The sequence below is a fragment of the Pseudohongiella spirulinae genome (genome assembly GCF_001444425.1).
Lineage (GTDB): Bacteria > Pseudomonadota > Gammaproteobacteria > Pseudomonadales > Pseudohongiellaceae > Pseudohongiella > Pseudohongiella spirulinae.
The window spans coordinates 700185-726242 of the sequence record NZ_CP013189.1; the positions used below are offsets into that span (position 1 = coordinate 700185).

At 53.5% G+C, this 26058-nt stretch carries 22 protein-coding genes; 8 read left to right on the plus strand and 14 right to left on the minus strand.

Translation table 11 applies throughout. From position 1 onward, the window contains the following. Positions 1–15 precede the first annotated feature (15 nt). Positions 16–1545 carry a BCCT family transporter gene (locus PS2015_RS03325; RefSeq protein ID WP_058020900.1) on the plus strand — a complete coding sequence of 510 codons (1530 nt, stop codon included), beginning with the start codon at positions 16–18 and terminating at the stop codon, positions 1543–1545. Here PS2015_RS03325 and rlmKL read toward each other — a convergent pair. Then, on the minus strand, positions 1518–3701 hold the full coding sequence (rlmKL, locus tag PS2015_RS03330; protein WP_058020901.1) for a bifunctional 23S rRNA (guanine(2069)-N(7))-methyltransferase RlmK/23S rRNA (guanine(2445)-N(2))-methyltransferase RlmL: 2184 nt from the start codon (positions 3699–3701) through the stop codon (positions 1518–1520). The two genes, PS2015_RS03325 and rlmKL, sit on opposite strands and share 28 nt — an antisense overlap. Positions 3702–3770: 69 nt before the next feature. Here rlmKL and PS2015_RS03335 point away from each other — a divergent pair, with 69 nt between their 5' ends. Next, entirely contained in the window at positions 3771–4613 is an 843-nt protein-coding gene (locus tag PS2015_RS03335) for a 23S rRNA (adenine(2030)-N(6))-methyltransferase RlmJ (protein ID WP_058023116.1), read from the plus strand. Between the two features lie 2 nt (positions 4614–4615). Further along, entirely contained in the window at positions 4616–5104 is a 489-nt protein-coding gene (locus PS2015_RS03340) for a hypothetical protein (protein ID WP_058020902.1), read from the plus strand. Between the two features lie 26 nt (positions 5105–5130). Here the strand turns inward: PS2015_RS03340 and PS2015_RS03345 are convergent, their stop codons facing one another. Next, on the minus strand, positions 5131–6675 hold the full coding sequence (locus PS2015_RS03345; protein ID WP_058020903.1) for a bifunctional GNAT family N-acetyltransferase/carbon-nitrogen hydrolase family protein: 1545 nt from the start codon (positions 6673–6675) through the stop codon (positions 5131–5133). A gap of 296 nt (positions 6676–6971) precedes the next feature. Between PS2015_RS03345 and PS2015_RS03350 the strand changes: the two genes are divergently transcribed. From PS2015_RS03350 to aroA, 5 genes are all read left to right on the plus strand, one after another. Next, positions 6972–8993, plus strand: a complete 2022-nt coding sequence (locus PS2015_RS03350) for an outer membrane protein assembly factor BamB family protein (RefSeq protein WP_169792265.1) — start codon at positions 6972–6974, stop codon at positions 8991–8993. Positions 8994–9104: 111 nt separating this feature from the next. Then, complete coding sequence (locus PS2015_RS03355; protein ID WP_058023117.1) at positions 9105–10571, plus strand: amidohydrolase family protein; 1467 nt, start codon at positions 9105–9107, stop codon at positions 10569–10571. A 109-nt stretch (positions 10572–10680) separates the two neighbouring features. Further along, a complete protein-coding gene (locus tag PS2015_RS03360) occupies positions 10681–10890 on the plus strand; it encodes a DUF2061 domain-containing protein (RefSeq protein WP_058020905.1) in 210 nt (69 codons plus the stop codon). 83 nt (positions 10891–10973) lie between these two features. After that, positions 10974–12002 carry a CNNM domain-containing protein gene (locus PS2015_RS03365; protein ID WP_058020906.1) on the plus strand — a complete coding sequence of 343 codons (1029 nt, stop codon included), beginning with the start codon at positions 10974–10976 and terminating at the stop codon, positions 12000–12002. Between the two features lie 94 nt (positions 12003–12096). Beyond that, entirely contained in the window at positions 12097–13377 is a 1281-nt protein-coding gene (gene aroA, locus PS2015_RS03370) for a 3-phosphoshikimate 1-carboxyvinyltransferase (protein ID WP_058020907.1), read from the plus strand. A 13-nt stretch (positions 13378–13390) separates the two neighbouring features. Here the strand turns inward: aroA and PS2015_RS03375 are convergent, their stop codons facing one another. From PS2015_RS03375 to PS2015_RS03430, 12 genes are all read right to left on the minus strand, one after another. Continuing rightward, the gene (locus PS2015_RS03375) at positions 13391–14272 is read right to left on the minus strand and encodes a universal stress protein (RefSeq protein WP_335338250.1); all 882 of its coding nucleotides are present in this window, start codon (positions 14270–14272) and stop codon (positions 13391–13393) included. Positions 14273–14305: 33 nt separating this feature from the next. After that, complete coding sequence (locus PS2015_RS03380) at positions 14306–15790, minus strand: SulP family inorganic anion transporter (RefSeq protein WP_058023119.1); 1485 nt, start codon at positions 15788–15790, stop codon at positions 14306–14308. A gap of 267 nt (positions 15791–16057) precedes the next feature. Continuing rightward, the gene (locus PS2015_RS03385; RefSeq protein WP_082627939.1) at positions 16058–17719 is read right to left on the minus strand and encodes a CocE/NonD family hydrolase; all 1662 of its coding nucleotides are present in this window, start codon (positions 17717–17719) and stop codon (positions 16058–16060) included. A gap of 126 nt (positions 17720–17845) precedes the next feature. Beyond that, positions 17846–18517 carry a type II secretion system protein gene (locus PS2015_RS03390; RefSeq protein ID WP_058020909.1) on the minus strand — a complete coding sequence of 224 codons (672 nt, stop codon included), beginning with the start codon at positions 18515–18517 and terminating at the stop codon, positions 17846–17848. Positions 18518–18635: 118 nt separating this feature from the next. Continuing rightward, positions 18636–19703 carry an ATP-binding protein gene (locus PS2015_RS03395; RefSeq protein ID WP_058020910.1) on the minus strand — a complete coding sequence of 356 codons (1068 nt, stop codon included), beginning with the start codon at positions 19701–19703 and terminating at the stop codon, positions 18636–18638. Beyond that, on the minus strand, positions 19690–20319 hold the full coding sequence (locus PS2015_RS03400; protein ID WP_058020911.1) for a response regulator transcription factor: 630 nt from the start codon (positions 20317–20319) through the stop codon (positions 19690–19692). The genes PS2015_RS03395 and PS2015_RS03400 overlap by 14 nt, the downstream gene beginning before the upstream one ends. Further along, entirely contained in the window at positions 20316–21083 is a 768-nt protein-coding gene (locus PS2015_RS03405) for a prepilin-type N-terminal cleavage/methylation domain-containing protein (RefSeq protein WP_058020912.1), read from the minus strand. Before PS2015_RS03405 ends, PS2015_RS03400 begins: the two co-directional genes overlap by 4 nt. 15 nt (positions 21084–21098) lie before the next feature. Further along, a complete protein-coding gene (locus PS2015_RS03410) occupies positions 21099–22031 on the minus strand; it encodes a hypothetical protein (protein WP_058020913.1) in 933 nt (310 codons plus the stop codon). Next, positions 22031–22645: a hypothetical protein gene (locus PS2015_RS03415; RefSeq protein ID WP_058020914.1), complete on the minus strand. Its 615-nt coding sequence runs from the start codon at positions 22643–22645 to the stop codon at positions 22031–22033. Before PS2015_RS03415 ends, PS2015_RS03410 begins: the two co-directional genes overlap by 1 nt. Further along, positions 22645–23295 (minus strand): hypothetical protein, encoded by a 651-nt coding sequence (locus PS2015_RS03420; RefSeq protein WP_058020915.1) that lies wholly within the window; start codon positions 23293–23295, stop codon positions 22645–22647. The genes PS2015_RS03415 and PS2015_RS03420 overlap by 1 nt, the downstream gene beginning before the upstream one ends. After that, positions 23292–24824 (minus strand): hypothetical protein, encoded by a 1533-nt coding sequence (locus PS2015_RS03425; protein WP_058020916.1) that lies wholly within the window; start codon positions 24822–24824, stop codon positions 23292–23294. The genes PS2015_RS03420 and PS2015_RS03425 overlap by 4 nt, the downstream gene beginning before the upstream one ends. A gap of 23 nt (positions 24825–24847) precedes the next feature. Further along, on the minus strand, positions 24848–26053 hold the full coding sequence (locus PS2015_RS03430; protein ID WP_058020917.1) for a type II secretion system F family protein: 1206 nt from the start codon (positions 26051–26053) through the stop codon (positions 24848–24850). Between the last annotated feature and the right edge of the window lie 5 nt (positions 26054–26058).

The window sequence follows — 26058 nt, forward strand, 5'->3', positions numbered from 1 at the left end:
CGATGGAGGGAAGGGATGTTTGAACGACTGGGAAACAGGCTGGGAATCAGCGCCATTCCGCAAATATTTATCTCGGCGGCAATTATTGCGATTCTCTTTGTTGCGTTCGCCATCCCTTTCAATAGTCAGTTCGCTGCGTTTTTTGAAGCGATCGGGGACTTCACCTTTCAGTACTTCGGCTGGTTTTATGTGGCGAGTGTTTCCGGTTTGCTGCTGTTCCTGATCTGGGTGGCATTCAGCCGCTATGGGGCAATCCGCCTGGGTCAGGATGATGAAACGGCGCAATACAGTGCAGAAACCTGGTTTGCCATGCTGTTTGCGGCGGGTATCGGCACCATTCTGATGTTCTGGGGAGTTGCTGAGCCCCTGTCGCACTTCGCCAATCCGCCGTTGGCGGAAATCGAACCGCAAACGGTGGAAGCGGCCAAGCATGCGATGAATATCGCACTTTATCATTTTGGTCTGCATACCTGGACCATCTTCACCATGCCCGCCCTGGCGATCGCTTATTTTGCCTATCGTAAAAACTTGCCGATGCGTATCAGCAGTGTTTTTTACCCGGTACTTGGTGACAGAATCTTTGGGCCGCTGGGCTGGACGATCGATATTATTGCGTTGCTGGGCACTCTGTTTGGTGTTGCAGTGTCGGTAGGTCTGGGAACACTGCAATTGAACAGTGGTCTGAATGCGGTTTTTGATGTGCCGGTCGGTCAGACCTCACAACTTGTTCTGGTGGCCGTGATCACACTGATTGCGACAATATCGGTGGCGCTTGGGCTGGACCGTGGCATCAAGCGCCTGTCGGAATTCAATATTATTCTCGCTTTACTGGTCATGCTGTTTGTCTGGATAGCCGGACCAACGTTGTTCATTACCTCGGGCATTGTGCAGAACTTCGGCAACTACATGCAAAATCTGCCCTGGATGTCATTCTGGACCGAGGCCTATCAAGCGACCAGTTGGCAGCAGAGCTGGACCGTATTTTATTGGGCGTGGACTATCTCGTGGGCGCCGTACGTGGGGATTTTTATTGCCCGGATTTCCAGAGGCAGAACGATCAAGGAATTTGTGCTTGGTGCGCTACTGGCGCCTCTGGCCTTTACCATTTTATGGTTCTCGGTATTCGGCCTGGCAGCGATTGACCAGGAGCTGAATCAGGGCATGGATCTGGTGACTCAGGTGCAGGCGGATGTGTCAGTCGCTTTGTTCGATTTTCTGGCGACCTTTCCGGTTCCGACTTTGATGTCTGCTGTCAGCCTGGTGGTCATCATCGTTTTTCTGACCACCTCTGCAGATTCTGCTGCCCTGGTTGTGGATCAATTGTCCAGAAACGACCTGCAGCCTAGCCGAACCCGCCAGCGGGTTTTCTGGACCATTCTGCTTGGCTGCATAGCAGGCTCTCTGCTGCTGGGTGGTGGTCTGGATGCCCTGCAGAATGTCATTACCGCACTGGGTTTTCCTTTCTGTGTGCTGCTGGTGTTTATGGCCTACTCTTTACACCGTTCCCTGCACAATGATTATCTGGCGCAGATTAACCAGGTCTGATGAATGCGCGCATTGCGCTGAAAATCTTTGTCGATACTGGCTGTGCTGTGGTCAGTGACCCGGAATTTATCAGCCAATGACGAGTCCAGTCTAAAGCGACGCATATTGGTGGAGAATATAAGCAGACCGCCAGGTCGCAGATGTTGCATGCAAAGCTCAATCAGCATGACATGATCTCTTTGAATATCCAGTACGTTCTCCGTGCTTTTTGAGTTGGAAAACGTCGGTGGATCCAGAAAGATCAGGTCAAATTGCTGTTGGCATTTCTGCAGGTAAGTCTGGCAGTCCATGGCAACCAGCTCATTCTGGCGTAGATTGAGTCTGTTCAGGGCCAGGTTGCGTTTGGCCCAGTTCAGATAGGTATTAGACAAATCCACACTGACCGTTCTTTTTGCGCCGCCCAAAGCCGCCTGAACGCTGACCGAGCCGGTGTAGCAAAACAGGTTCAGGAATTCTTTATCACGGGCGTGGGCATGCACGTAGCGGCGAATGGGGCGATGATCCAGAAACAGGCCGGTGTCCAGGTAACGCTGCAGATTGACAATCAGCCGGGCATCACCTTCCTGTACAACAATGTCCTCGCCTTCGGCATCAAGAGCCTGATATTGCTGTTTGCCTTTTTGTCGTTCGCGTACCTTGATGCTGACCCGGTGCGCCGAAAGTTCAAATACATGCTGCACGGCCAGAACGGTCTGGCGGCGCCGTACAGCGGCATCTGATTCATTGACTGTGGCGGGTGGTTTGTATTCCTGCAAATGGGCGTGAAGCTGTCCATCAAGATCGGTGTACAGATCAATAGCAAAGGCAAACTCAGGAATATCCGCATCATAAACGCGGTAACAGGTTATGCCGTTCTGGCGTGCCCAGCGGCCCAGATTTTTCAAATTTTTGCGCAGGCGATTGGCCAGCATCTGGCCGCCATCATCCAGCGCCGCCGCAGTGATCTGCTGATTATCCACCGCTGTTTTGCGACGCTGGTAAACCGTGTCTTCATTGACAGTAAACAACAGAAGTTTAGCGGGCAGTTGGCCGTTGAACAGCGCGTATTGCCGATCACTGTGAATGCCCAGCAATTTGCCCCACTCCGGACGGGCGGTGAACACGGCGGCCTGCGCGCCCAGCGCTTCACGCCTGATCAGGTCGCCCAGTTGTTGATACAGCTCCATCACTTCGGCGTCCTCTCCCAAACGCTCTGCATAGGGAGGGTTGGTGATCAGCAGCGTGACGGCTTGCCCGGCGCTCGCTTCTGAAATCAGGGCCGACGTGAACTCAATATGATCCCAGACACCAGCGCGCTCGGCGTTGCGGCGGGCCATGCCCAGGGCGCGCAGATCCTGATCGCTGCCCAGCGCCTTGCCGTTCCAGTCTGCACCCTGCTCGCGCCTGGCTTCAGCTTCGGTCTGTATCTGCTCGATCATTGCTTTGTTGTGATGCAGCCAGCTGGAAAATCCGCCGCTTCTCAGCAAGCCTGGTGCCACATCCATAGCCATCAAAACGGCCTCGATCAACAGCGTACCGGCGCCGCACATCGGATCAAAAATGACGGGTTGATCCGTTTGCGACAGGGACGGCCAGTTGGCGCGAGTCAGCAGTGCTGCCGCCAGCGTTTCCTTCATGGGTGCGTCACCCTGCTCCAGGCGATAACCTCTGCGGTGCAGGCTGCCCTTGGCCAGTTCGATGCCCAGCAGTACGCGATTTTTTTTGATCACGGCGTGTATGCGGATATCGGGGTCCTGCTTAACAACGTCCGGTCGTTGCAGGCCATCGGCACGGAACTGATCAACAATCGCATCTTTGACGCGTTGAGCAATAAACTGCGTATGGCGCAATTGCGGTGTGCTGCCTGATGCCACAATGGAAAACCCATCGCTGGCGCGCATATGCTGCTGCCAGTCAACACTGTCGGCGGCCTGATACAGTTCGTTTGCATCAGCGGCTGGTTGCTCTGCCAGTATCACAATGATGCGATTAGCCATCCGTGAGAACATGACGGCCCGATAGGCTGTCAGCAGATCACCGGAGAAATAAACGCCTGCCACAGTCTGGCGGATGTCCTGCGCATTGAGCTGACGCAGCTCGTCCTCAAGCAGTGATTCAAGACTTTTGGCGCAAGTGGCGAAGAATGTGTACGAGCTGGATTGAGATGCGTGAGTCATAGCGCGGCATGATACTACGAAACCACGATGATTTACTCTATCATGCCGGTTTTGACGACGGACAATTCCATGTTGAGTTATCGCCACGGTTTTCATGCCGGCAACCACGCCGATGTGCTTAAGCATGTCGTTTTGCTGGGTCTTTTGCAGCACCTGCGCAAAAAAGACAAGCCCTTTGTCTGCATTGATACGCACAGCGGACCTGGTTTTTATCGGCTGGACAGCGGGCAGGCGCGGCAAACGGCAGAAGCGGATGGCGGGATTATGCCGCTATGGCAGCGCTGGCGTGATCAACAAACATTGGCGCCACTGCTGCAGGATTATATGGCTATGGTTGCCAGCTTCAATCCTGAGGATGCCGGCGCTCGGCCGGTCTGCTATCCGGGCTCTCCTGCCATCATGCAGTCCCAGCTCCGGGAATCGGATCGCATGCATTTAATGGAGCTGCACAGCACAGAAATTGCTGTGCTTAAAGATAATTTTCGTCGCGATTCACGTGTGCATGTACATCATCGGGACGGTTTCGAAGGGGCGGTTGGCATCGTGCCGCCTGAACCGCGTCGGGGCCTGATGTTGATTGATCCGGCCTATGAGGACAAAGCAGACTACCGACGTGCGGCCGATACGGTGTTGGCTGTGCATCGGCGTTGGCAAGTGGGTATGATAGCGCTGTGGTATCCGCTGTTGGGTAAGGCCCGTGATCAGGGCGAGTGGTTGTCGCATAAATTGATTCATGCGCTGCCCTGCCTGAATGTTCAGCTTGAAATATCCCCGCAGACAGAAGAGTTTGGTATGCACGGTTCAGGCATGCTGATCGTCAATCCGCCGTGGCAGTTTGATACACTTTTGCAGCCGGTTTTGACTCAGTTGCATGCTATGCTTTCAGAAACAACTCAATCGGAGAATGACTGAACATGGCCTTATCAGGTTTCTCGAAATTGACGGGCGGTATGGCGGTCTGTTTGCTGCTTTATAGTCCGCTGTCAATGACTCAGAACGCAGCTGACTGGCAGGAAGATGTGGAGCTGCAGCCCGCCACGCCGGGTGTGAATTTCAGTGGCACGGGGCTGGTGATGGGTGAGCTGTTGAATGGCGAGTTACACGATCAATATCCGCAAATGGGTGACGGCACCTTTGCCGATTGCTTTCAGTTTGAAGCCACTGAGGGTCAGAGTTATCGTTTCACGCTGCGCTCGGATGAGTTCGACAGCTATCTGCTGATTGGTGTCGGATTCTGCCAGGATGTGCTTTTGCAGCATGAGAACGATGACTTTGAGCAGGGGTCTGGCGATTCGCGCATTGAATTGACAGCCGAATATCCATTCTACGCAGTTTATGTCAACACATTTGAACCGGGCGCAGTAGGTGCTTACACCTTGCTGGTGGAGCAGGCCAGCGATTAAAGGCGCGTACTGCTGTTGCCCACGCCTCAGTTTTTGTCGCCCAGCCAGCGGACTTCATACAAGTCCAGTCGCTGATCCTTGGCGTTGGTGACCGAGCCTTCATGGCGGACCTGCACCAGTTTGTCCAGGTCCAGATCCACGACCAGCGCCATTTCAGTATTGGGAGTGCTTTCCGCCATCACCGCGTCGTGCGGGAAGGCAAAATCCGAGGGTGAGTAAACAGCTGATTCAGCATATTGAATATCCACGTTATGCACTTGCGGCAGATTGCCGACGCTGCCACTGATGGCGACATAGCATTCGTTTTCGATAGCACGCGCCTGAGCGCAGCGTTGCACACGCAGAAAGCCATTTTTGGTGTCAGTCCAGAAGGGCACAAAGAGAATATCCATGCCCTGTTTGGCCAGCAGCCGCGACAGTTCCGGAAATTCGACGTCGTAACAGATCAGAATACCCACGCGTCCGGCATCCGTATCAAATACTTTTAACTGGTCGCCGCCATCAATCACCCAGTCGCGGCGTTCATGTGGTGTGATATGCAGTTTGGCCTGCGAGTCGACTGTGCCATCGCGCCGGCACAGATAGGCCTTGTTAAGCAGTTTGTCACCTTCCATAACAGGGATGCTGCCGGCGATGATGTTAATGTTGTAGGTGATGGCAAACTCCGAGAGCGCTTCGATGGTCTTGTCGGCAAAAGTCGACAGAAAGCGAATGGCTTCGAATTGATTGGTCTGATCACCCAGACCCATCAGTGGTGCGTTAAAAAATTCCGGGAACAAAACAAAGTCGGCCTGGTAATCGGCAAAGGTGTCCACAAAATATTCAACCTGCGACAGCCACTCCTCGAATGAACCGCTCATACGCATCTGCCATTGTTGAATGCCGATGCGCACCACTGTCTTGCGTCGCTCACTGAGGTCGCTGGTTTCCGGCTCATACAGGATATTGTTCCATTCCAGCAGCGTGGCGTAACCCTGGGATTTTTCATCCTGCGGGTTGTAGTCCTTGAGCAGTCGCTTTACTTCGAAATCATTTGCCAGTTGAAAACTCAGAATGGGGTCGTGAATGTCCCGGTGATCTACTGCTTCGATGTACTCCATGGGAGACATCTCTTCTGCGTATTTGTGGTAGTTGGTAATGCGGCCGCCGGCCAGTATGGCGCGCAGGTTCAGGTCGCGGCAGATATCTTTGCGGGCGTCATAGAGACGTCGGCCCAGGCGCAGGTCCCGGTACTCCGGGTCAACAAACAGGTCCATGCCGTACATGGCGTCACCTTCCGGATCGTGCTTCATCTGCTCACGCCTGCCAATCAGATCGTCATAGGTGTGCTGACGGCTGAAGCGGTCATAGTCGCAGCAGATGGTCAGTGCGGCTGCCACCAGGCGCCCTGAGTCTTCGATGACAATCTGACCCTCCGGAAACTCCTTGATTAGCCGTTTAATGGATGACTCAGGCCAGGCACCACCGATATCCGGGTATACCGCCTCCATCAATATGGCTATTTGCGGGTAGTCCTCTAATGTCAGATTGCGCAGTTTAAGGTGGACATCCGAGGGTGTAGCTGGACTCATGAAGGTTTTTCCTGAAAGTGTAGAGGTCTGTTAAGTTAGCAAATCGACCTGCTGAAATCCATGCGAGGCTGATGCCCTCTGCGCTTGTGGACTTGTTGGCAACTCTGCGGTATTCTCAGAAGTCCTTTCCTGTCAGTGATAACTGCAAGAGTGATACGTCGCTCTTTAAGCCTTAAGAAGGGGGGCTTGATGGCTGTCAATCTGACCCTGCACGGGAAGGCTCCGGTGACCAACGGTGACAACAAGAAAACCACAAAAGCCAGAATCCTGTTTTCGGCTTGATGAGGAGAGTGCAAGTGAAGATAAACAATACACGAATGGCAGGTGGACTGCTGTCGGTTGCCGTGAGTGCGGCCATGGCAGTTCCGGCGCTGGTATCGGCTCAGGAGTCCATTGAATGGCTGACTCTGGGTTCAGACTACGCGCACACACGTTTTATCCCCGCCAGCCAGATCAATGCTGACAATTTCGAATCCCTTCAGACGGCATGGGTCTGGGACGGCGCCAGCTTCCAGGCCAGCAGTGGCCGCTCAACCCCCAGCTATATTGACGGCATCCTGTACACAGTCGCTGGTGATCGTCGCCACGTTGTGGCCATCGATCCGGAAACCGGCGAGACCATCTGGTCATACCGCGAGCCCCACACTTTCCGTCACGAATACTCCATGCGTAAAGACTACGGCAAAGGCGTTGCCTATGGCGAGGTCAATGGTCGTGGCGTGATCTACAACATCAGCCCAGGTTTCTTCCTTACAGCGCTGGACGCCAAAACTGGCGCGCCGCTGGAAGGCTTTGGTCATGAAATTGGTGTTGAGGGCTTCCCGGAAACAGGCGTTGTCGACCTGCAGAAAGTCATTGCCGACTACATGGGTTACGAATTTGATCCGTATTACGGTATTCCGCTGGAAGAGGGCTATATTACCTCGTCGTCGCCCGCCATCGTTGTAAACGATACCGTGGTAGTGGGTAATTCTGCGGAGCAGGGCTATAACCAGACTCGCATTGAGAACATTCCAGGCGATATTCTCGGTTTTGATATAGCAACCGGTGAGTTCAAGTGGAAATTCAATATCATCCCGGATAAGGGCGAGTTTGGTTGGGATACCTGGCAGGATGGTGATGGTAATCAGATTGATGATCCACGAGCCTATACTGGCGAAAACTCTTCCTGGGCGCCCATGGCGGCTGACCCTGACCTGAATATGGTCTATGTTAATACCAACAGTGCGTCCATCGACTTTTATCGTGGGCACACACAGGGTGATAACCTCTATGGCTCAAGCGTTATAGCGCTGGACGCCTCTACTGGTGAGCGTAAATGGCACTTCCAGTTGGTTCACAAGGATGTCTGGAACTATGATACGCCGACAGCGCCAGTGCTGCTGGATGTCCAGCAGAATGGTCGGACTGTGCCAATATTGGCCCAGGTCAGCAAACAGTCCTTCACCTACGTGTTCAACCGGGAAACCGGCGAGCCGATCTGGCCGATTGAAGAGCGTCCCGTTCCTCAGTCCAAGATCCCGGGTGAAGTACTCGCCGCTACGCAGCCTTTCCCGACCAAACCGGCCCCCTATGACATGCAGGGTCTGACTCACGACGATCTGATCGACTTTACTCCGGAGTTGCGTCAGCAGGCCATCGAAGCGATCTCCAGCTTTGAGATTGGTCCTCTGTTCCATCCGCCTCTGCACCGAGACAACGATCTGGGTTACCAGGGTTCTCTTTGGTGTCCGGGTGATATCGGTGGTGTAAACATCGATGGTCCGGCAGCGGCCGATCCGACGACAGGTACGCTGTTTGTCACATCGCGCAAGGGTTGTACCAACCGTATCATCGCCCCTGCTCAGGAGCGGGATGCCATGCTGGAGCTGCCTACGGGCACAACCTTTGCCCGTTACGCACCGCTGCGTGCAGCGTTGGTGCGTGGTCCGCAGGGCCTGCCCCTGTTCAAGCCGCCCTTTAGCCGTATCACTGCAATCGATCTGAACACCGGTGATCACAAATGGTGGATCCCTGTCGGTGAAACGCCTGATCGTGTGAAGAATCACCCGGCTCTGGCTGGCGTTGATGTGGGCAACACCGGTTCCGGTACCGTGGCTCCGATGACTGTTACGTCAACCATGTTGATGTATGCCAGCACCTTTGGTGACGGCACACCTGCGCTTTACGCGGTAGATAAAGAGACCGGTGAAGAGATCGGTCGTGTTGAAGTACCTGGCGTCAGCCGTTACGGCATGATGAACTTCCAGCATGAAGGCAAGCAGTACGTTGTGCTGCAGACAGGCAGCACCCTGACTGCATTGGCTCTGCCGGATTGAAGGAACTGAATGTCCGGCGCTCTGAACCGGACTGATGATCGACAAAGCCCACTGCAGCGAAAGCTCCAGTGGGTTTTTTGTTTTCACAACAACAATAATGAGGTGACTGTCATGAAACACCAGATCGATCAGGATGGCCTGCGATTGCCGATAAAACTCGACACCACGTCCAACGGCGAATACGCACCCATGCCGCTGTCCAGAGCCAATCTTTTGGCTAACGAAATGGCTCATACCAGTGCCTCGTCTAATGCCAAACGGTGTGGCCTGGATCGGCGCAGTTTTCTGATAGGTAGTTGTGGGGCAGCTAGTACCCTCTTGGCGTTTAACGCCGCCAACGCAGCTGCCGGAAAAACTGGCGGTTTCTATCAGATCAGTGATGATGCGGCTGTTGACCTGCAGCTGGCGCAGGCAGAAGTGGGCGGCAATGAATTCATTTTTGATGTGCAGGGGCATTACGTGAATCCCAACGGTGCCTGGCTGCAGCTGGTGCCGGAGAATTCCCGGCCATATTCAACCTTGCCCAAGGCAAGTTGTGAGATGGCCGATGATCCCGGTAATCGCAGTTATCTCAACTGTCTGAGCGCAGATGAATTTATAAAGGATGTTTTCTTTGACAGTGACACCAGCATTATGGTGCTGAGCTTTGTACCTTCAACCCGCGAGACAGAACCTGTCACTATTGAAGACGCGCACGAAACCCGTAACATCGTCGCTCAGTTAGACGGTAGCAAACGGCTGATGATCCATGGGCGCGTCAACCCCAACCAGGATGGCGATCTGGAAGGCATGGATGAGCTGGCTGAACGCTGGGACATTTGTGCATTCAAGACCTACACCCAGTTTGGCCCGGGCGGTGTTGGTTTCTGGCTGCATGACGACCCGGGGCTGGCCATGATCGAACGTGCGCGCTCCCTGGGTGTCAAAAATATCTGTGTACACAAAGGCCTGCCGTTTGGGCCGATTTCTCTGGAGCACAGCCGCTGCGATGATGTTGGCATAGTCGCAAAAATGTACCCCGATATGAATTTCCTGATTTACCACTCAGGTTACGATAATTCGGTGACTGAACAGGCCTTTGCTGAAGGGCAGGGCAGAATGGGCATAGACAGCCTTATCCAGTCTCTGCTGGACAATGAAGTTGCTCCCAACAGTAATGTCTATGCCGAACTGGGCAGTACCTGGCGTCTGCTGATGCGAGATCCGGACAATGCTGCTCATTCTCTGGGCAAACTGCTCAGGTATGTGGGCGAAAACAATGTCCTGTGGGGCACAGACTCCATCTGGTACGGTTCACCGCAGGACCAGATTCAGGCGTTCCGTACTTTCCAGATCTCAACGGCTTTTCAGGAACAATTCGGATACCCTGAAATAACGCCGGAACTGCGACGTAAAGTATTTGGTTTGAACGCGGCCAGACCCTATGAAATCTCAGCTGAGGAGATTAACCGTTTTGTGGCTGCCGATCAGATCAGTCAGCGCAAACTCGCCTATCTCGAAAATCCTCAACCACACTTTCGTACTTACGGACCCAAAACGCGGCGCGAATTCATGAATTTCCTCAGCCTTGGTGGATGATTAATATTGATAATAGTTATCATTAACATAGAAATTAAGAAATTTTTATTATGGTCTGACTGACGTATTCTGACACTGTGAGAAGTTTCCGTTACGAGAGGGCGTCATCATGGTACAGGTCAAGAAAACAGCCAGTTTTGCAGTGCTGCATTTTATTACCGCATTTTCAGTCGCCTGGGCGATGACCGGCAGTTGGCTGATTGGGGGCGCCGTTGCATTGGTCGAGCCGGCGATCAACACGGTGGTGTATTTTCTGCATGAAAAGCTCTGGCAGCGCCGTGCAGCCAATCAAGCCATAGGGCAGGGCCTGGCAGCCTGACCGTGAATTTATGATTGAGGGTGCAGGCGAGTCTGTAGTAGGATCTATTTCCCGCGTCTAAACAGGAGAACAACAGACCCTCGATGGGCCTACTACTGATATTTGCCCTGCTTTCAATATGTGTGTCTTTTATCTGCTCGTTGCTTGAAGCCGCACTGTTGTCACTCACACCCAGCCATATTGTCAGATACCGTGAATCCAATCCGGTTCTGTACAAAAAACTCAGGCGCCTTAAAGACAGAATTGATCAGCCGCTGGCGGCCATTCTCACTTTGAACACGGTTGCCCATACTTTTGGTGCAGCTGGCGTTGGTGCGCAAGTGGGTGTTGTATTCGGAGATGGTTATCTTGCTGTCGCTTCTGCAATCATGACTTTCCTGGTTTTGATATTGTCTGAAATCATTCCCAAAACTCTGGGGGCTCGCTACTGGCAAACCCTGGTTCCAGTTCTGCCCTCTGTATTGGGCGTGCTGATTGCTCTGCTCAAGCCATTCATCCTGCTATCCGACAAAATTACCCTGTGGATGGGTGTCGGCACGCCGGATATCGATCTGCGTGCTGAAATCAAGGCTCTCACCAGCCTGGGTCGTGACACCGACCAGCTTGACGAAGATGAGCGGCGCGTGATTGGCAATATTCTGGATCTGCACGAAGTCAAGGTCCGGGACATCATGACGCCGCGAACCGTGTGCGAATATATGAGCCTGAATGACACAGTGGCCGACATAATCAATGGCATGCGCAATACGGCATTTTCCCGCTATCCGGTGCTGGATGAAAACGATAACCCGCAAGGCATTGTTTTTCGGGCGGAGGTCCTGGATGCCGCGCCTGAAACCCGATTGTCTGATTTGATGAAACCCGTCAAGGTCATTACCGAGGACGTGAATGCGGAGTATCTGCTGGGAGTCTTCCTGAATGAGCATCAGCATATGGGCCTGGTTTACGATCCTTATGGCACCTGGCTGGGGCTGATCACCATGGAGGATCTGCTGGAAACGGTGCTTGGCCAATCCATCATGGATGAGACAGACGACATCCCCAATATGCGGCGGCTGGCTCGCAAGCGCTGGGAAAACCGGCTCAAGTACCAGACAGTGCGCGAACGGTAAGTACAAAGCACCGGCTCACCCCTGCTTTTGAGAGGCAGGGGATTGAGCTATAATCCGCGCTTTGCCAACTAACCTCCCGCTCTGGAATCAGACTATGCAATCGCTCACCCTGCAACCCATCCGGTCGGTCCGTGGGGCCGTCACCTTGCCGGGCTCCAAGAGTCTTTCCAATCGCATTCTCTTGCTTGCTGCCTTGGCGCAGGGACAGACCCGCATCACCAATCTGCTGGATAGCGATGATGTGCGCTATATGCTGGAAGCCTTGCAGCAACTGGGTATCGACCTGGATCTGTCTGCTGATCGGACAGAGTGTGCGCTGTCAGGTGCCGGCGGCGCCTTTCGGGCCGATGCACAGACGCTCTTTCTGGGAAATGCGGGTACGGCCATGCGGCCCCTGTGTGCGGCCTTGTGCGCGGGTGTGGGTGAGTACCAGCTGACTGGTGAGCCACGTATGTATGAACGGCCGATTGGTGATCTGGTGGATGCCCTGCGAGCCTGCGGAGCGCAGATCGATTACTTGCAGGATGAGAATTATCCACCGCTTTATATTCGCGCCAGCGGATTAAACGGAGGGCTGATCAGCATCCGGGGAAACATCTCCAGTCAATTTCTCACGGCCATGTTAATGGCAGCACCGCTGTGCCGTGATGATCTGACGATTGTTGTTGATGGCGAGCTGGTGTCCAAACCGTATATCCATATCACGCTGGATGTGATGGCGCGTTTTGGTGTGCAGGTTGATAACCACGACTACCAGCGCTTTTTTATAAAATCCGGTCAAAAATATCAGTCCCCGGGCGAAATCATGGTGGAGGGCGATGCCTCTTCGGCGTCTTATTTTCTGGCTGCGGCAGCGATCGCGGGTGGCCCTGTGCGCGTAATTGGCAGCGGTAAAAACAGTGTGCAGGGTGATGCACGTTTTGCCGAGGTGCTGGAGCAGATGGGCGCGCAGGTTTTATGGGGCGATGACTGGATAGAGGTCCGACGTGGTGAGCTGCATGGTGTGGATGTTGACCTGAATCACATCCCGGATGCTGCGATGACCATTGCCACTACTGCGCTGTTTGCAAAGGGGCCAACTGTCATTCGTAATGTTTATAACTGGCGCGTGAAGGAGACAGACCGTCTGACTGCCATGGCGACAGAGCTTCGCAAAGTGGGTGCCACGGTAGAAGTGGGTGAGGACTATATTGCCATACAGCCGCCCGAACGTATTCAGTCAGCCGCTATTGATACCTACGACGACCATCGTATGGCCATGTGTTTTTCACTGGCCGCGCTGGGTGACAGCCCGATTACCATTAATGACCCGGGCTGTACGGCCAAAACCTTCCCCGCTTATTTCGATTTGTTTGAGCAGATAGCACAACGCTGACAGAAATCAGATGTTAGCGCAGTACCAGCAGTGAAACTCGCGTTTTTTTGAGCATGGAGGTGGTGGTGCTGCCCAGGATCAGGTGTCTGATACGTGAGTGCCCATAGGCGCCCATGACCACCAGGTCAATGTTTTCCTGCGTCTGGTAATCAGCCAGCGCGCTATCGGCCTCGCCGGGGATGATGCGGGCTGTCACGTCGAACCCGGCGTCCAGCAGGATTTTCTCGCCGTCAGCCAGTTGCGCCCGCGTTGCTTCGGTGTCAGCGCCTGCCATTACCAGGTGGTGTGGAATACCGCGCCCCAGCGGGCTGGCAGCCACAATACGGATACCTTTTTGCATGGTGACGCTGCCGTCATAACAGACCATGACTTGTTTTGGGGGAGTGAAGGATTGCTGGGCAATCAATATGGGTTTGCGCACGGCACGGATGGTGCTTTCCAGATGACTGCCGATATGTCCGTGTTCGGAGGCGTGATCGGCGCCCCGTTTGCCCATCACCAGCATGCGGGTTTCCGGTTGCAGCTCGACCAGGGTGTCGACCAGCTCACCGTGGCGCTGGCGTGTCTCAACGTCGCTGATGCTTTTTTCTGCGACCCGCTGCGACGCAGCTTGCAACATCAGTTTGCCGTGCTCCATGGCGAGTTTGGCGCGCTGTGCGTCCAGGTCAGCCAATTGGTGCAGAAGGTTCTCCTGTGCGTCCATATTCAAGCGGCCGCTCAGATTATGCGGGCTGCCACCGGCTTCTTCTTTGTTCAGTACATGAATCAGACTCAGCGGTGCCTGCATGCGCTGAGCTGACCAGGCCGCAAAGTCGCAGACCGATTCGGCGTAGCAGGAGTCGTCGATACAGGCCAGTACCTTGCCAGTCAGTTCGGGAATCGTGATATCAGTCATGCAGTATATCCATTGTGTTGAACAGTCAGCGTATTAATGGCCCATTAATTTTTCAACGGCATCCGGTTTGTCATGCACGGCGAAGCGGTCCACCAGCGTGGCGCTGGCCTCGTTCAGGCCCAGCAGCTCAACGTCGGCCCCTTCGCGCCGGAACTTGATCACCACCTTGTCCAGCGAACTGATGGCAGTAATATCCCAGAAATGGGCGCGACTCAGATCGATAGTAACCTTATCCACAGCTTCTTTGAAATCGAAGCCGCCAATAAATTGCTCGGCAGAGGTGAAAAATACCTGACCGATCACCTGATAGCGACGGTGCATGCCATCGTCGCTGAGTTCAGAGCCAATATAGAGAATGTCGCCCACCTTGCGGGCAAAGAACAGCGCACTCAGCAGCACGCCCAGTAGAACACCCAGCGCCAGATTGTGAGTCATAACCACCACAACGACTGTGGAAATCATGACGATGCTGGAGCTCTTGGGGTGTTTGCGTAGATCCGCGATCGATGACCAGCTGAAGGTGCCTATGGCAACCATGAACATCACGGCTACCAGCGCTGCCATGGGAATCCGGGCAACCCAGTCACCCAGAAAGACGACCAGTAACAACAACACCGTACCTGCAGTGAATGACGAGAGCCGCTTGCGACCGCCCGATTTTACATTGATGACCGATTGTCCAATCATGGCACAGCCTGCCATGCCGCCGATCAGTCCTGTGCCGATGTTCGCGACACCCTGGCCCACACACTCGCGGTTTTTGTTACTGGGGGTGTCTGTCAGATCGTCAATGATTGTTGCTGTCATCATGGATTCCAGCAGACCCACCACCGCCAGCGTGACAGAGTAGGGGAAGATTATCTGCAGGGTTTCCAGCGTTAACGGCACATCTGGCCACAGGAAAACCGGCAGACTGTCCGGCAACTCGCCCATATCCCCGACAGTGCGGACATCGAGCCCCATGAAAATGGCGATGGCCGTCATGACGATGATGCAGATCAGCGGCGAGGGGACTGCTTTGGTGATGTAGGGCAGCCCATAGATAATCGCCAGTCCGCCAGCCAGCACGGCGAATACCACCATGTTGGCGTTCTCGCCGGTTATCTCGGGCAACTGGGCTATAAATATCAAAATCGCCAGCGCGTTTACGAATCCCGTAACGACGGATTTTGATACAAAACGCATCAGCAGACCGAGCTTCATCACGCCAGCGAGAATCTGCAGCAGGCCTGTCAGCAGAGTTGCGGCCAGCAGATATTCAAGTCCATGGTCGCGCACCAACGTGACCATGACCAGCGCCATCGCGCCGGTGGCTGCGGAAATCATGCCTGGGCGGCCACCGACAATGGCTGTAATAACGGCAATCGAGAACGAGGCATACAGGCCAACCTTAGGGTCGACACCAGCGATGATTGAGAACGCAATGGCTTCGGGGATTAACGCCAGGGCTACGACGATGCCAGCCAGAACATCACCACGGACATTGGAAAACCAGCTCTGTTTGAATGCGCGTAACATAGGTATATCCGAAAATAAAAATTGAAGACAATAGAGCAGTGCTGAGCCGATTTCAGAAAATCGCCCACCGATACTGATCAACTGAATGAGCAGTGAATGGTTGCTGGAACTTATGGTGGCGTGATGGAACGCATGGGTAATGACAGGAACTGCTTTGATTCAAAGGGCGCGCAGTCTAACAGACATAGTGTGAAAAAACAGTGAAATATTCAAAGCCGGGGAGATCAGGTGACCGACAAAGCGGCCGGTCACCCCAAGATTCCGGTCTTAATCACGTGTCTTGCTGACGATCGGTAAGATGATTGCAGACGGCCGTCCGCTGTCAAAATAAATGGTATTGCTCGCCGTTTTTGCGGGGCTGGTGACATCATCGAGCGCGGCGCCATTATTCGGATTGACCGCAAAACGTGGGTAGTTGCTGGAAGTGACGTGTACGCCAATGCGGTGACCCTTCTCAAAGGTCTGGGCCGTGCTCCACATATTAATGGTCAGTTTCTCCACAGCACCCGGGGTCATCAGTTTGACATCCTCCGGGTTCTGCCCATCGCGGAAGCGCGCACGTATCGGGTAGTCCAGAATCAATGCCTCGTAGCCATCGGGGTAAATATCCACCAGCTTGACAACAAAGTCTGTGTCCAGCGCATCGGTGGACACATAAAGCTCCATATCGATGTGACCGGCCACGACCACGTCGTCTTCAAGCACGGCGGTTTCAAAGCGCAGGTAATCCTGTCGCTCACCGATTTCGCGTTGATCACGTGGTCCGACATCCTGGCCCAGGTTCTGGCCGCCGATGGTTGGCACTGGATTGGCCGGGTCAAACAGATAGGTTTTTGATGCATTGGCAGCGGATGGCATGGACGTCGCCAGACTGCCATCAGGCTGCAGGTAAAACCGGGTCAATTGATGTTGCGGTGGCCAACTGTCCGCATGGATCACCCTATTTTTGGGAGATATGGCACCTTTGCGCGCTGAGGCCATCATGTAGTAGCTGACCGGCGGTTCATCCATGATGCCGTTGTCGATGCCTTTCAGCCAGTAATCCCACCATCGGAACTGCTCTTCAATATCGCCGTTGATCAGGCCGCCATTGGGATATTCCAGATCGCCCTGCAGCATGCCGTGACCGAACGCGCCCATAAACAGTTTCTGCTTGCCGCGGGCATTGGGGTGACCTTCATTCTGCAGGTACACATAGTTGTACAGCGAGCCCTCTGCGTAGATATCATGCCAGCCGCCGACGTTATAGACCGGGATTTGCACATTGTGACGGTGAAACAGGAAGTCGGTAGCGCGCCATTGCTCATCCAGCACGGCGCGTGCCCGGTAGGCATTGATGACATCCTCACTGACACCCTGGCCTCGCAGCCAGCCACCAGAGTGGCTTTCCTTGAATACGCCGCCCACAAACCGTGAACGGTAAAACAGGCTGTCGGGAGCGACGGTGACATAGGCGGCTGTCAAATGAGGTGGTGCCGCGGCGGCTGCCAGATTGGAGGTGATGCCAGGTGCCGAGGTGCCGAAAATGCCGATTTTGCCGTTGCTGAAGTCCTGGGCGGCGATCCACTCGATCGTGTCGTAGCCATCTTCAATATCGGTTTCGAAGGGGCGATTTTCACCTTCGGATTCGTAGCGGCCTCGCACATCCTGAGAGATCAGTGCATAGCCTCGGTTGTTATACAATTCCGCGCTGCGATCAGCGCCATTCTTGTTGTAGGGCGTGCGTGTAAGTACAACTGGCCAGGGGCCGTCGCCGTCTGGCAGATAGATATTGGTAGCGAGATTAACGCCATCGCGCATGGGCACCATGACAGAGTCTTGGGTCTGTGCATAGAGCGATGGAATAAAGGTCAGAATGACGAACAATAACAAAAGTGCTGGATGCGGGCGGAGCGAGAATCCGGGTAATTTAGTTTTAACACCACTCATGGGGCAGGCTCTCGTTTGTTGTTGGTTTAAATTTTCATACGGTCAGGTACATGCTCACCTATTTCGAGAGCAAAAAAAAGCCCTGCATTGCAGGGCTTTTTTAAACGCTTCGACTACCGGAGGGACCTAGATGCGCAGACACACGGTGTAAAGTGTATCCTGGTCGTAGCCGGTTGCAGCAGGGACAGCAGCGGCGTTGGCAGTGGCGCCAACGTTGGCGCGGAAAATACCGGAGTCTGTGATGCCATCATCCAATTGCGTATCAAGTGCGATCGCCGCGGAACCAGGCACGTTGTTCATGCACAGCTTTACTGAGCCAGCCGGCATGCCCTGAATCAGGCTGGAGTTCACGCCAATCAGACCACCAAATGGGTTCTGGGGTAATGCAGCCGCACCAATGGTTGCCGGGTTGCCGGGTATGAAACCTGAGGCGCGCAGATGTTGCCAGAAACCCAGAATTTCGACTGTTGGGTTGAATGTTGTTGCGATAGCACCATCCAGTACACCGTTAGGTGCCGTAGATGCTGCTGTGATCGTGGCCCATGAACCACCCCGGCCCTGCAGTGTTGCCAGCGGACCATCGTCACCAGGATATCGGCCATAGCGATCCTGATAGGAGTAGGCTGCAGCAGGAACACCCTGGAAATCATTGACCGCTGCGCGCACTCGCGAGTTCTCGATCAACTGCTGACCCTGCAGAACACCACCGATCAGCAGGCCGATAATGACCAGTACGATGGCGATTTCGATCAGGGTGAAACCACCCTGTGTTTTTTTGATGCCAGAAATCTGTTTCATATGCTTGCTCTCTCAGAGAATTTATATGTCGAGCCGCCGCCTATCGAACTACCTGCCGATATTCAGCATGGCGTCAATATAATGACACTTTGAAAGGTCAACAAGATGTAGGTTTTTTTTACTCATCTGTATGGGCAGGAAGAGTGAGCAAAAAAAGCAAGGGTCGGTCGGGGTGGGCTACGATGGATAAGTTGCCACCCAGTCCGATTGCAGATTGCCGTGCCTGGTAAAGCCCGATGCCACGGCCATTGCCGTGCTCACTCCAGAAAGGTTCAAACAAACGCTCCGGCCATGGGCAAGGGTCTGCATTCTGGTCTGAAAAAGTAATCTGTATGGCGCGCTCTTCAGAGCTTATCTGAATGATGAGACTAACTTCTTCTGGCTGTTTTTTTGCCATATCGGCGTAGTTCCCCAACAGATTATCAATGATCGATTGCAATGCAACCTGCCTGGTGGCTATTTGTGCGCGCCCTGAGATCTCAGCCCGCAATTTATAGCTTTGTGCTGAGTTTCGAATGTAGTCCGACAACTCAATCATCGATGACACTTGCACATTCTTATCTTGACGTAAGCGCTCCAGCATCAATTCAACACGGTCGCGCAACGCCGGAATACTCACTTGCAATGCAGCGATCAAACGTTGTTGTTGACCAACTGGTGGATCCAGAATCTGCTCCGCAGCGAGGCTGGTGAGCTGCAGCATATTTTTGATGTCATGCTGCAGAAATACATTCATTTTTGCGGCTTGCGCAAATGTTGAACGGATGGAGCCCAGCTTGATCCAGAAGTCCATTCTCAGCAGGAGAAAAAAACTTTCAGCCAGGGAGCGGCTGAAGTAGCGCCGCTCCCAACTGCTTTTGGCCGAGAACAGGCTGATTTCCAGTGATATGTCATCAGCATACAGTTGTTGCTCATAGGTGTGAGGTGTTTCCTGTCCTTGCATGCCTGAGAGCTTTGTACCAAACCAGTCCAGGTCCCATCGCAGACCGACAAATCCCCCTTTGTTCAGTAATGGCCAGCAGTCCCGCAGAAAGTCCGGCAGGTCGAAGTTTAGCGACTCATTCAGTTTGATCAGTTCACGCCCACGGTTGTTCTGGGCGTTCGCCTGCTGCAGCAGCCATGCGGTCACGGCAAGAATCGTTGCCCCGATCAGGATCAGGTAAGGATACAGATCATTCAGTATCACGTTGGATCCCAAACTTCTTCAAGAAGTAATAGACGCTTTCACGTTTGATTCCCAGTCGGGCTGCGCTCTGGTAGACATTGAATTCAGTGTCCTTTAGAACCTGGCGTACCAGCTTTTCTTCGGCATCTTCGCGCACGGCTTTCAGACCATCGGCTATTCTGGCGTTGATCTGCAGGCGCGTCAGACCGTCGGCAGACATGTTAATTTCCTGCCTGACAAACAAGAAAGCTCTGCCAAGAGACTGCAGTATCTTTTCGAGTGAGGCGGGTTTGGCCAGAAAATCAAACGCGCCTTCGCGGATGGCGGCCAGAGCGGCACTTTCCTCATCCTGACCGGTCAGCACGATTATTTTTGCGCTGCTGTTAGATGCCACGATGTTTTTTATCAGGGCGATGCCTTCGTCGGTATTGTGGGCAGCGGGCGGCAGCCCCAGATCGATCAGCATGACCTGTATGTCAGGATTGTTTTTTAGCTGGGCCAGGGCAGATTCTCTGCAGTCGGCAGCCACCACGGTGAAATCTCTCATTTCCAGAGAACTCTGCAGCATGCTGCGGAGTGCCTCATCGTCCTCGGCGATCAGTATTTTACGCTCTTCGCGTTCTGCTTCTTCTGTCACGGTAACCTCCCTGCGCTGATCATGCGGCTGAAAAGGATGTTGGGCGATATCCAGATGATCAGATCATCGAATGTTGTTTCGTTGTATTCAGTACTGACAAAATCATTGGTGTTGGTCAGACGATAGCCGCCCACTACCACGTTGCCGGCATTAGCCACTTCGTTGGCTGAACTGAAACTTGACCAGTTAGCGCCCATGGAGAGGACCACTGCTGGTGCCAGGTCTGTGATGATGTCTACGCAGGGTGCCTGTCGGCAGACACGCAGCATGTTGGTATTGTTCAAAGGCGCGGCAGCAAAGAGCGCAGTCATGCCGACGCTGGAAGTAAAGGCACGGTTGGCACCCTGAATGCGGTTAGAAACTGAATAGCGGTAGGGGTTGCCCCAGGGGTCGGTCAGCAGACCATCTGCGTTCACCGCCCCGGTCAATCCAAGGGTGGCAGCTGGCACGAATCCGTGAGTCACTGTGGTCGGGACATTGCATACACCCGTCGCAACATCGACAATCGCTTCCTGACCGGCACTTGTATGACTGGCCGGGCAGGGCAGGCGGCCATTGGCCTGGGCAAAACCCAGCAGTGCTTCTTCAATACGTTTCAACTGCGCATTGGCGTCGGTACGTCGGGTATTTTCGGTACTCTGGCTGAGAGACACCAGCAGGCCGCTGAGCAGAAAGCCCAGAATCATCAGCACCACGGCCATTTCAATCAGTGAGAACCCTCTATGACGCAGGTCAAGTTCCCGGTGATTAATGGGAGTCTTCAATGTGTGTGCTCCTTGTCAGCAGGCGTTTCGATCCCGCTGTAGTTCAGATGGCGGGAAGTTGATGGAATAGATAATGTTGCAATTCTGGAATTCTATTTCTACTTGGTTGGCTGAGTTAGAAGTGAAGGTGATAGTGCTCAGCCAATTTTCGGAGTTGAACCATGCCGCTGCGGCCGCCATTGCTGCTTCAAATGTGGGTTGGTCAGTCGGGTATGTGTCGCCATTGGCTGGATGGTACGAGTCAATGACGCGCTGTATCTCCAGGGCCGCCTGTCGGGTCATCAGGATCCGCATTTCCTGGCCGGTAATGGCAACAATCCTGTCATTGAACTGATCCGGCGTTGGTGAAGACGTGACAAAGGCCGGCCCGGTCTGGTTGCCATTCTCCAGATAATTGGTAGGGTTGTTGTTGATGCGTGTCTGGTTGCCGATTGCCTCGCCCGGGTCGATGATCAGGGCAACAATGTCCGACTGGCCGTTAAGCAGCAGGTCGCCGTCGGTGGCGGAATTTAGCCCGGTTATAGTCGGATTGAACCGAAAGGAGCCAGTTATCACGTACCAAAAGCGGTCATCGTTCTGACGCTCGCTGAAACTGAAGGGTATGCCCAGCGTATATTCGCTTGGCAGCCTGCCGATGGTGTTGCTGGTGCAATTGGCTTCCGAGATCCTGTCGTTGTTGGTGTCCGGGCATGGGAGTCGGCCGGGACCGGAGTCGTCGTAGTCAGGTTGCAGGGTGGCAAAAGCCAGTAACGCTTCCTTTACACTGTTCATTTCACTCAGAACGACAGGATTGCTGCTTCTCGCGGATACTCTGTTATTGAGTGCGTTAAGTGCAACAGCGGCTGCAGCGGAGAACAGCAGGATAAAAAATATCAGTAAGGCCGCGCCGGACTGTCGTTGGCAGACTGTGATATGTGTGGCATTGCTTGTATATTTTTTATCGGACATTACAGGTTCTCCTGCAACATTCGCAATGTTTCCAGCATGGACATGATTCCGCCCAGATTTCCGTCGATTGAGTCTATTTCGACAGCGTCTGGTGCCTGGGTTTGCACACCTACGGCGGGTCGGGTAGATTGGTTCGTGCGCGTGGCGTTGGCCGGAGGCGGTACGAATGCCTGCTCAGTGATACTGCCATCCATCAGTCTCAACACTTGTCCGGGACGAAGAGTAAACACGCCTCGATTTCCAGCGATACGCAGACTGGTTACCATGCCTGTTGTAACCAGGCTGTATCCATCGGGGAGATCGCTTTCCGCTACGGCTTCACCATTAAGCCAGATGGTGTGTTGACCATTGCCATGACGCAGGGTGCCGCTCAGATAGAGCTCCATGTCAGGCGGCAACGGCACAAAATCGTCGTCGCTGCCGCCGATCAGTTGTATGGATGAGAGTTCTTCGAGCCGGATCTCCTGGAGAAGTTCATCACGCAGTGCATCCAGCGCAGCCCGCTCGGAAGGTGTGCTGAAGAATCGACCCAGGCTGGCAGTCTGTGCTGTCGCCGATGTTGTTGATATTGCGCTGATCAGCAGTGTTGATAGAAAGCAGTAGCGTATACTCATCAGAAGCCCCCGCTCAGTTCATCTGCATCGGGATTCAGATTGATGGAATACCAGTTGAAACTGCAGTCAAAGCGGATGTTCTCGGTAACCTGCGAAAAGCGATCGCCGGGACTCTGCTCCAAAAGGCTGCATTCAATCGGTTGCAGAATGCCTCGGCTTTCACGTAACCCATCCATCAATCGTGACAGTTCAAACTCGTGAAGCAGGCCGGTTTGCAGACTGATCGTTGAGCCGCGCAGCGTTAGAGGGGAGCCTGGCAGCGGGTCCTCCGGCAGGTAAGACAAGGGGATTGAGAACTGCGTGCCCAGTTCTACTGTAATAGGGAAAAGCTGCAGTTGCTCGCGAATACTCGCCATATTTTCCAGAAAGCCAAGTCTGTCCTCTTCGTCCAGAAAACCCGTTTCCTGCGCATAGAGAAAACGGTCGATATACTGAACGATAGTAGCCTCCTCCTGAGAAATCTGTTCGATCGACGTTCTGACTCTTTCCAGACTCTGCTGAGCGTCGACAAGTGCGGCAGTGCTCTGCTGATCCAGATATTGCGCGAGAAAATACACGGAAGTCGCCAATACGAGTGCTACCAGACTGATGATCGCTGGCCACTTCAGCAGGGCAAGGTCTTTCTCTGGTATCGGCAGATTGATTTTCACGGTTGCAGTTCCTGCATCAATTCCAGTCGAAACGGTGGATTGATGGTGCTGCCATCCAGACGCATCGTCACGTTGGCGGTGGGGCTTGAGTCGAGCGGCAATTGCAGGGGATTGACCGTGAATCCATGCTCATTGCTCAACGCATCAATAAAATTGATGACTTGATCCTGAGCTGACTGATAGCTGGTGATATTTTCAACCCGGCCTTCAACGATGACGTTGAGTGCGGTCTGTTGATCAATAATAGCCTGGGCCAGGAAGGCTTGTGGCGATATACGTGCGCCAGCCAGCAATTGTTGCTCTGCGGCAGTTTCCCGCTCTTCAGACATACGGACTGACCAGTCGAATCCAATCAGCCTGATATCAGAGATTCCCCGCATGGCTGAGCTGATCGATGCCATGGCTTGCGCCGGATTCAGCGTCTGATTTTGTATGGCATCATAGGTTTCGACAACGACTGCCATGGTATTCGAAGCGATGGGTGTTTCAGGGAAACCCAGACGCAGTCGCTCATAGTCCTGCAGTAAAGGACGCTCCTGAATCCTGAACGATATTGTCCGATCGGTACTATCCACGATATTGAGAAATTTAGGCGTGACCAGCGCAGCAGTCGTGAGCAGGGTGCTGGCAGATAGCAGAAACAAACCCATTCTGACCTGGTTAATATGAAAGTATCTGCGCAACGCAAACGGCGCATAAAGATTCCGCATGCGGCGTTTTTTCAGCGCGTCTGTCATGGCCTCCAGCAAGGCACTCTGCGCTGCCATCTCGACTATCTCATACTGCAACTCGTCGGTATCAGAGAATCCATCAGAAAAGTCAGTCAGCCCGGAGGAAAACACCAGAACCTTTACTGGTTTGTCGAAGGGGACCAGTTTGATCCTCTCGAGATATTTGCGTGTTGGTACAACCTGTTCTGTCAATCGGTTGGCACTGACCGCCTCTTCCTGTACCCATGGTGCCAGTCGGCTCAACATGACCTTGCCGTTCTTCAGGTAGGTCTGTCGGATGCCGGTGGTTGGTTCGATCGAGATCAATATCAGATGTTCTTCGTGACGCTTATGCTTTGCCGCATAGGCTTCCATCAGATAGGCAGGGGTGGTTATACCTTTTACCGGGACCTGACAGCGCAGCAGGGTATCAGTCCAGGGATCAAGAAGCTCCGGGTTAGAGAGTGCGCTGAACAAAACATTGTCATCACGTCGGCCGCTCTTTTCCCTGCCTATGATCGTGGCGAGGCGATAAGGTGTGTTGCGGAATTGCAGTTTGAGTTTGCGTTTTAACAATTCCCGACGGTCAGAGCCACCCACATGAGCGATGGAGTCGTGACGGAAGTCTTCCTCTATGCAGTCGACCAGGATGAAAAAAGGCGTTCTGGCGTCATCCTGAAGTGTCTGCGCCAAGGCTGCGTGACCCTCATGGTTGGCAGGGTACACATGCGAACGCTCAACGCCCCGGCCTGTCCAGTTGAACAGTTCCGCCGCTGATGCGTGGACCAGAAGTATCCTTAACTTGACGTCTTTATTCATGCCAGATCGTTCACCCCTGGATATCAGACCTGAATGTTGCTGATTGTGCTGTATATGGGACCCAGTACCGACATCATGACCCAGCCCAGCAGCAGTCCCAGAACGGCGGTCATGATGGGGCCGATAAGTGCCTGAACCTTTTCAATCGAGTCTTTGATGTCCCGGTCGAAAAAGTAACTTACATTCAATAACGCCTTGTCGAGCTGACCAGTCGATTCGCCGACGTTCATCATGCGAATGACCAGTGGAGGAAACAATTCAGTTTCCCGGAAACTTTCTGCTATGGATTCGCCGTCCTGAATATTGTCATGTGCTTGCATGATGGCTTTCTGGATGACCTTGTTGTCGATGATGCTTTCCGCTATCTCCAGACCTCTCAGTACAGGAATGCCAGCCGCATAGAGCATCGCGAAAAAATTGGTAAATCTCGACAGCAGGATTTTCTGCATAACCGGACCAACCTGAGGGAAATTCAGTTTGATACGGTCGAATTGAAAGCGCGCCGCTTCGTTTTTTTCAATCAGCAATCGAATGGAAAAGAATATTGCCGGTGGTGTGATGATGCACAGGTACCAGTATTTCACCATGAAATCGGAAGTGGCGATCAGGGCTCGTGTATGCATGGGTAGTTCTTCACCCATCGATTCGATAAAGCCCACCAATTGCGGCACCAGATAGACCATCAGGAAGATGGTGACACCCAGAACCGTCGTGCCGACAATGATGGGTGACATCAGGAGTTTTTTTGTAGACTTCTCCAGCTCATCCTGCCACTTGATGATCTCCACCAGCGATTGAAATATTTGTGCGAGTTCTCCGCTGAGTTCTCCGGCCTTGATCAGGTTGACAAACAAGACATCAAAGATCTGTGGGTGTTCGGTCAGCGCGTCAGACAGACTTCTTCCACCTTCAATTTCGTCGACCAGGTTGGAGACCACCTCCCGAAATCTTGGATGTTCAATGCTGTCCCTCAGATCTTCAAGTCCCTCCAGCAGAGGCACACCGGCCCTTGTCAGCTGCTCCATGTGGAAGCAGAAGTTGATCAGGTCGGACTTCTCGATTTTGCGCTGACCGATACTGGCGCGTTTTTCTTCGGTTTCTGAACAACGGATCAAATCCAGGTTCATTCGCGCGAGCCGCTGCTCAAGATCAATGTCGTTAGCGGCGTCAAGGCTGCCCTGCCGCATGCGACCTTCTTTGTTCATGGCTTTGTAGCGATACAATGGCATATGAC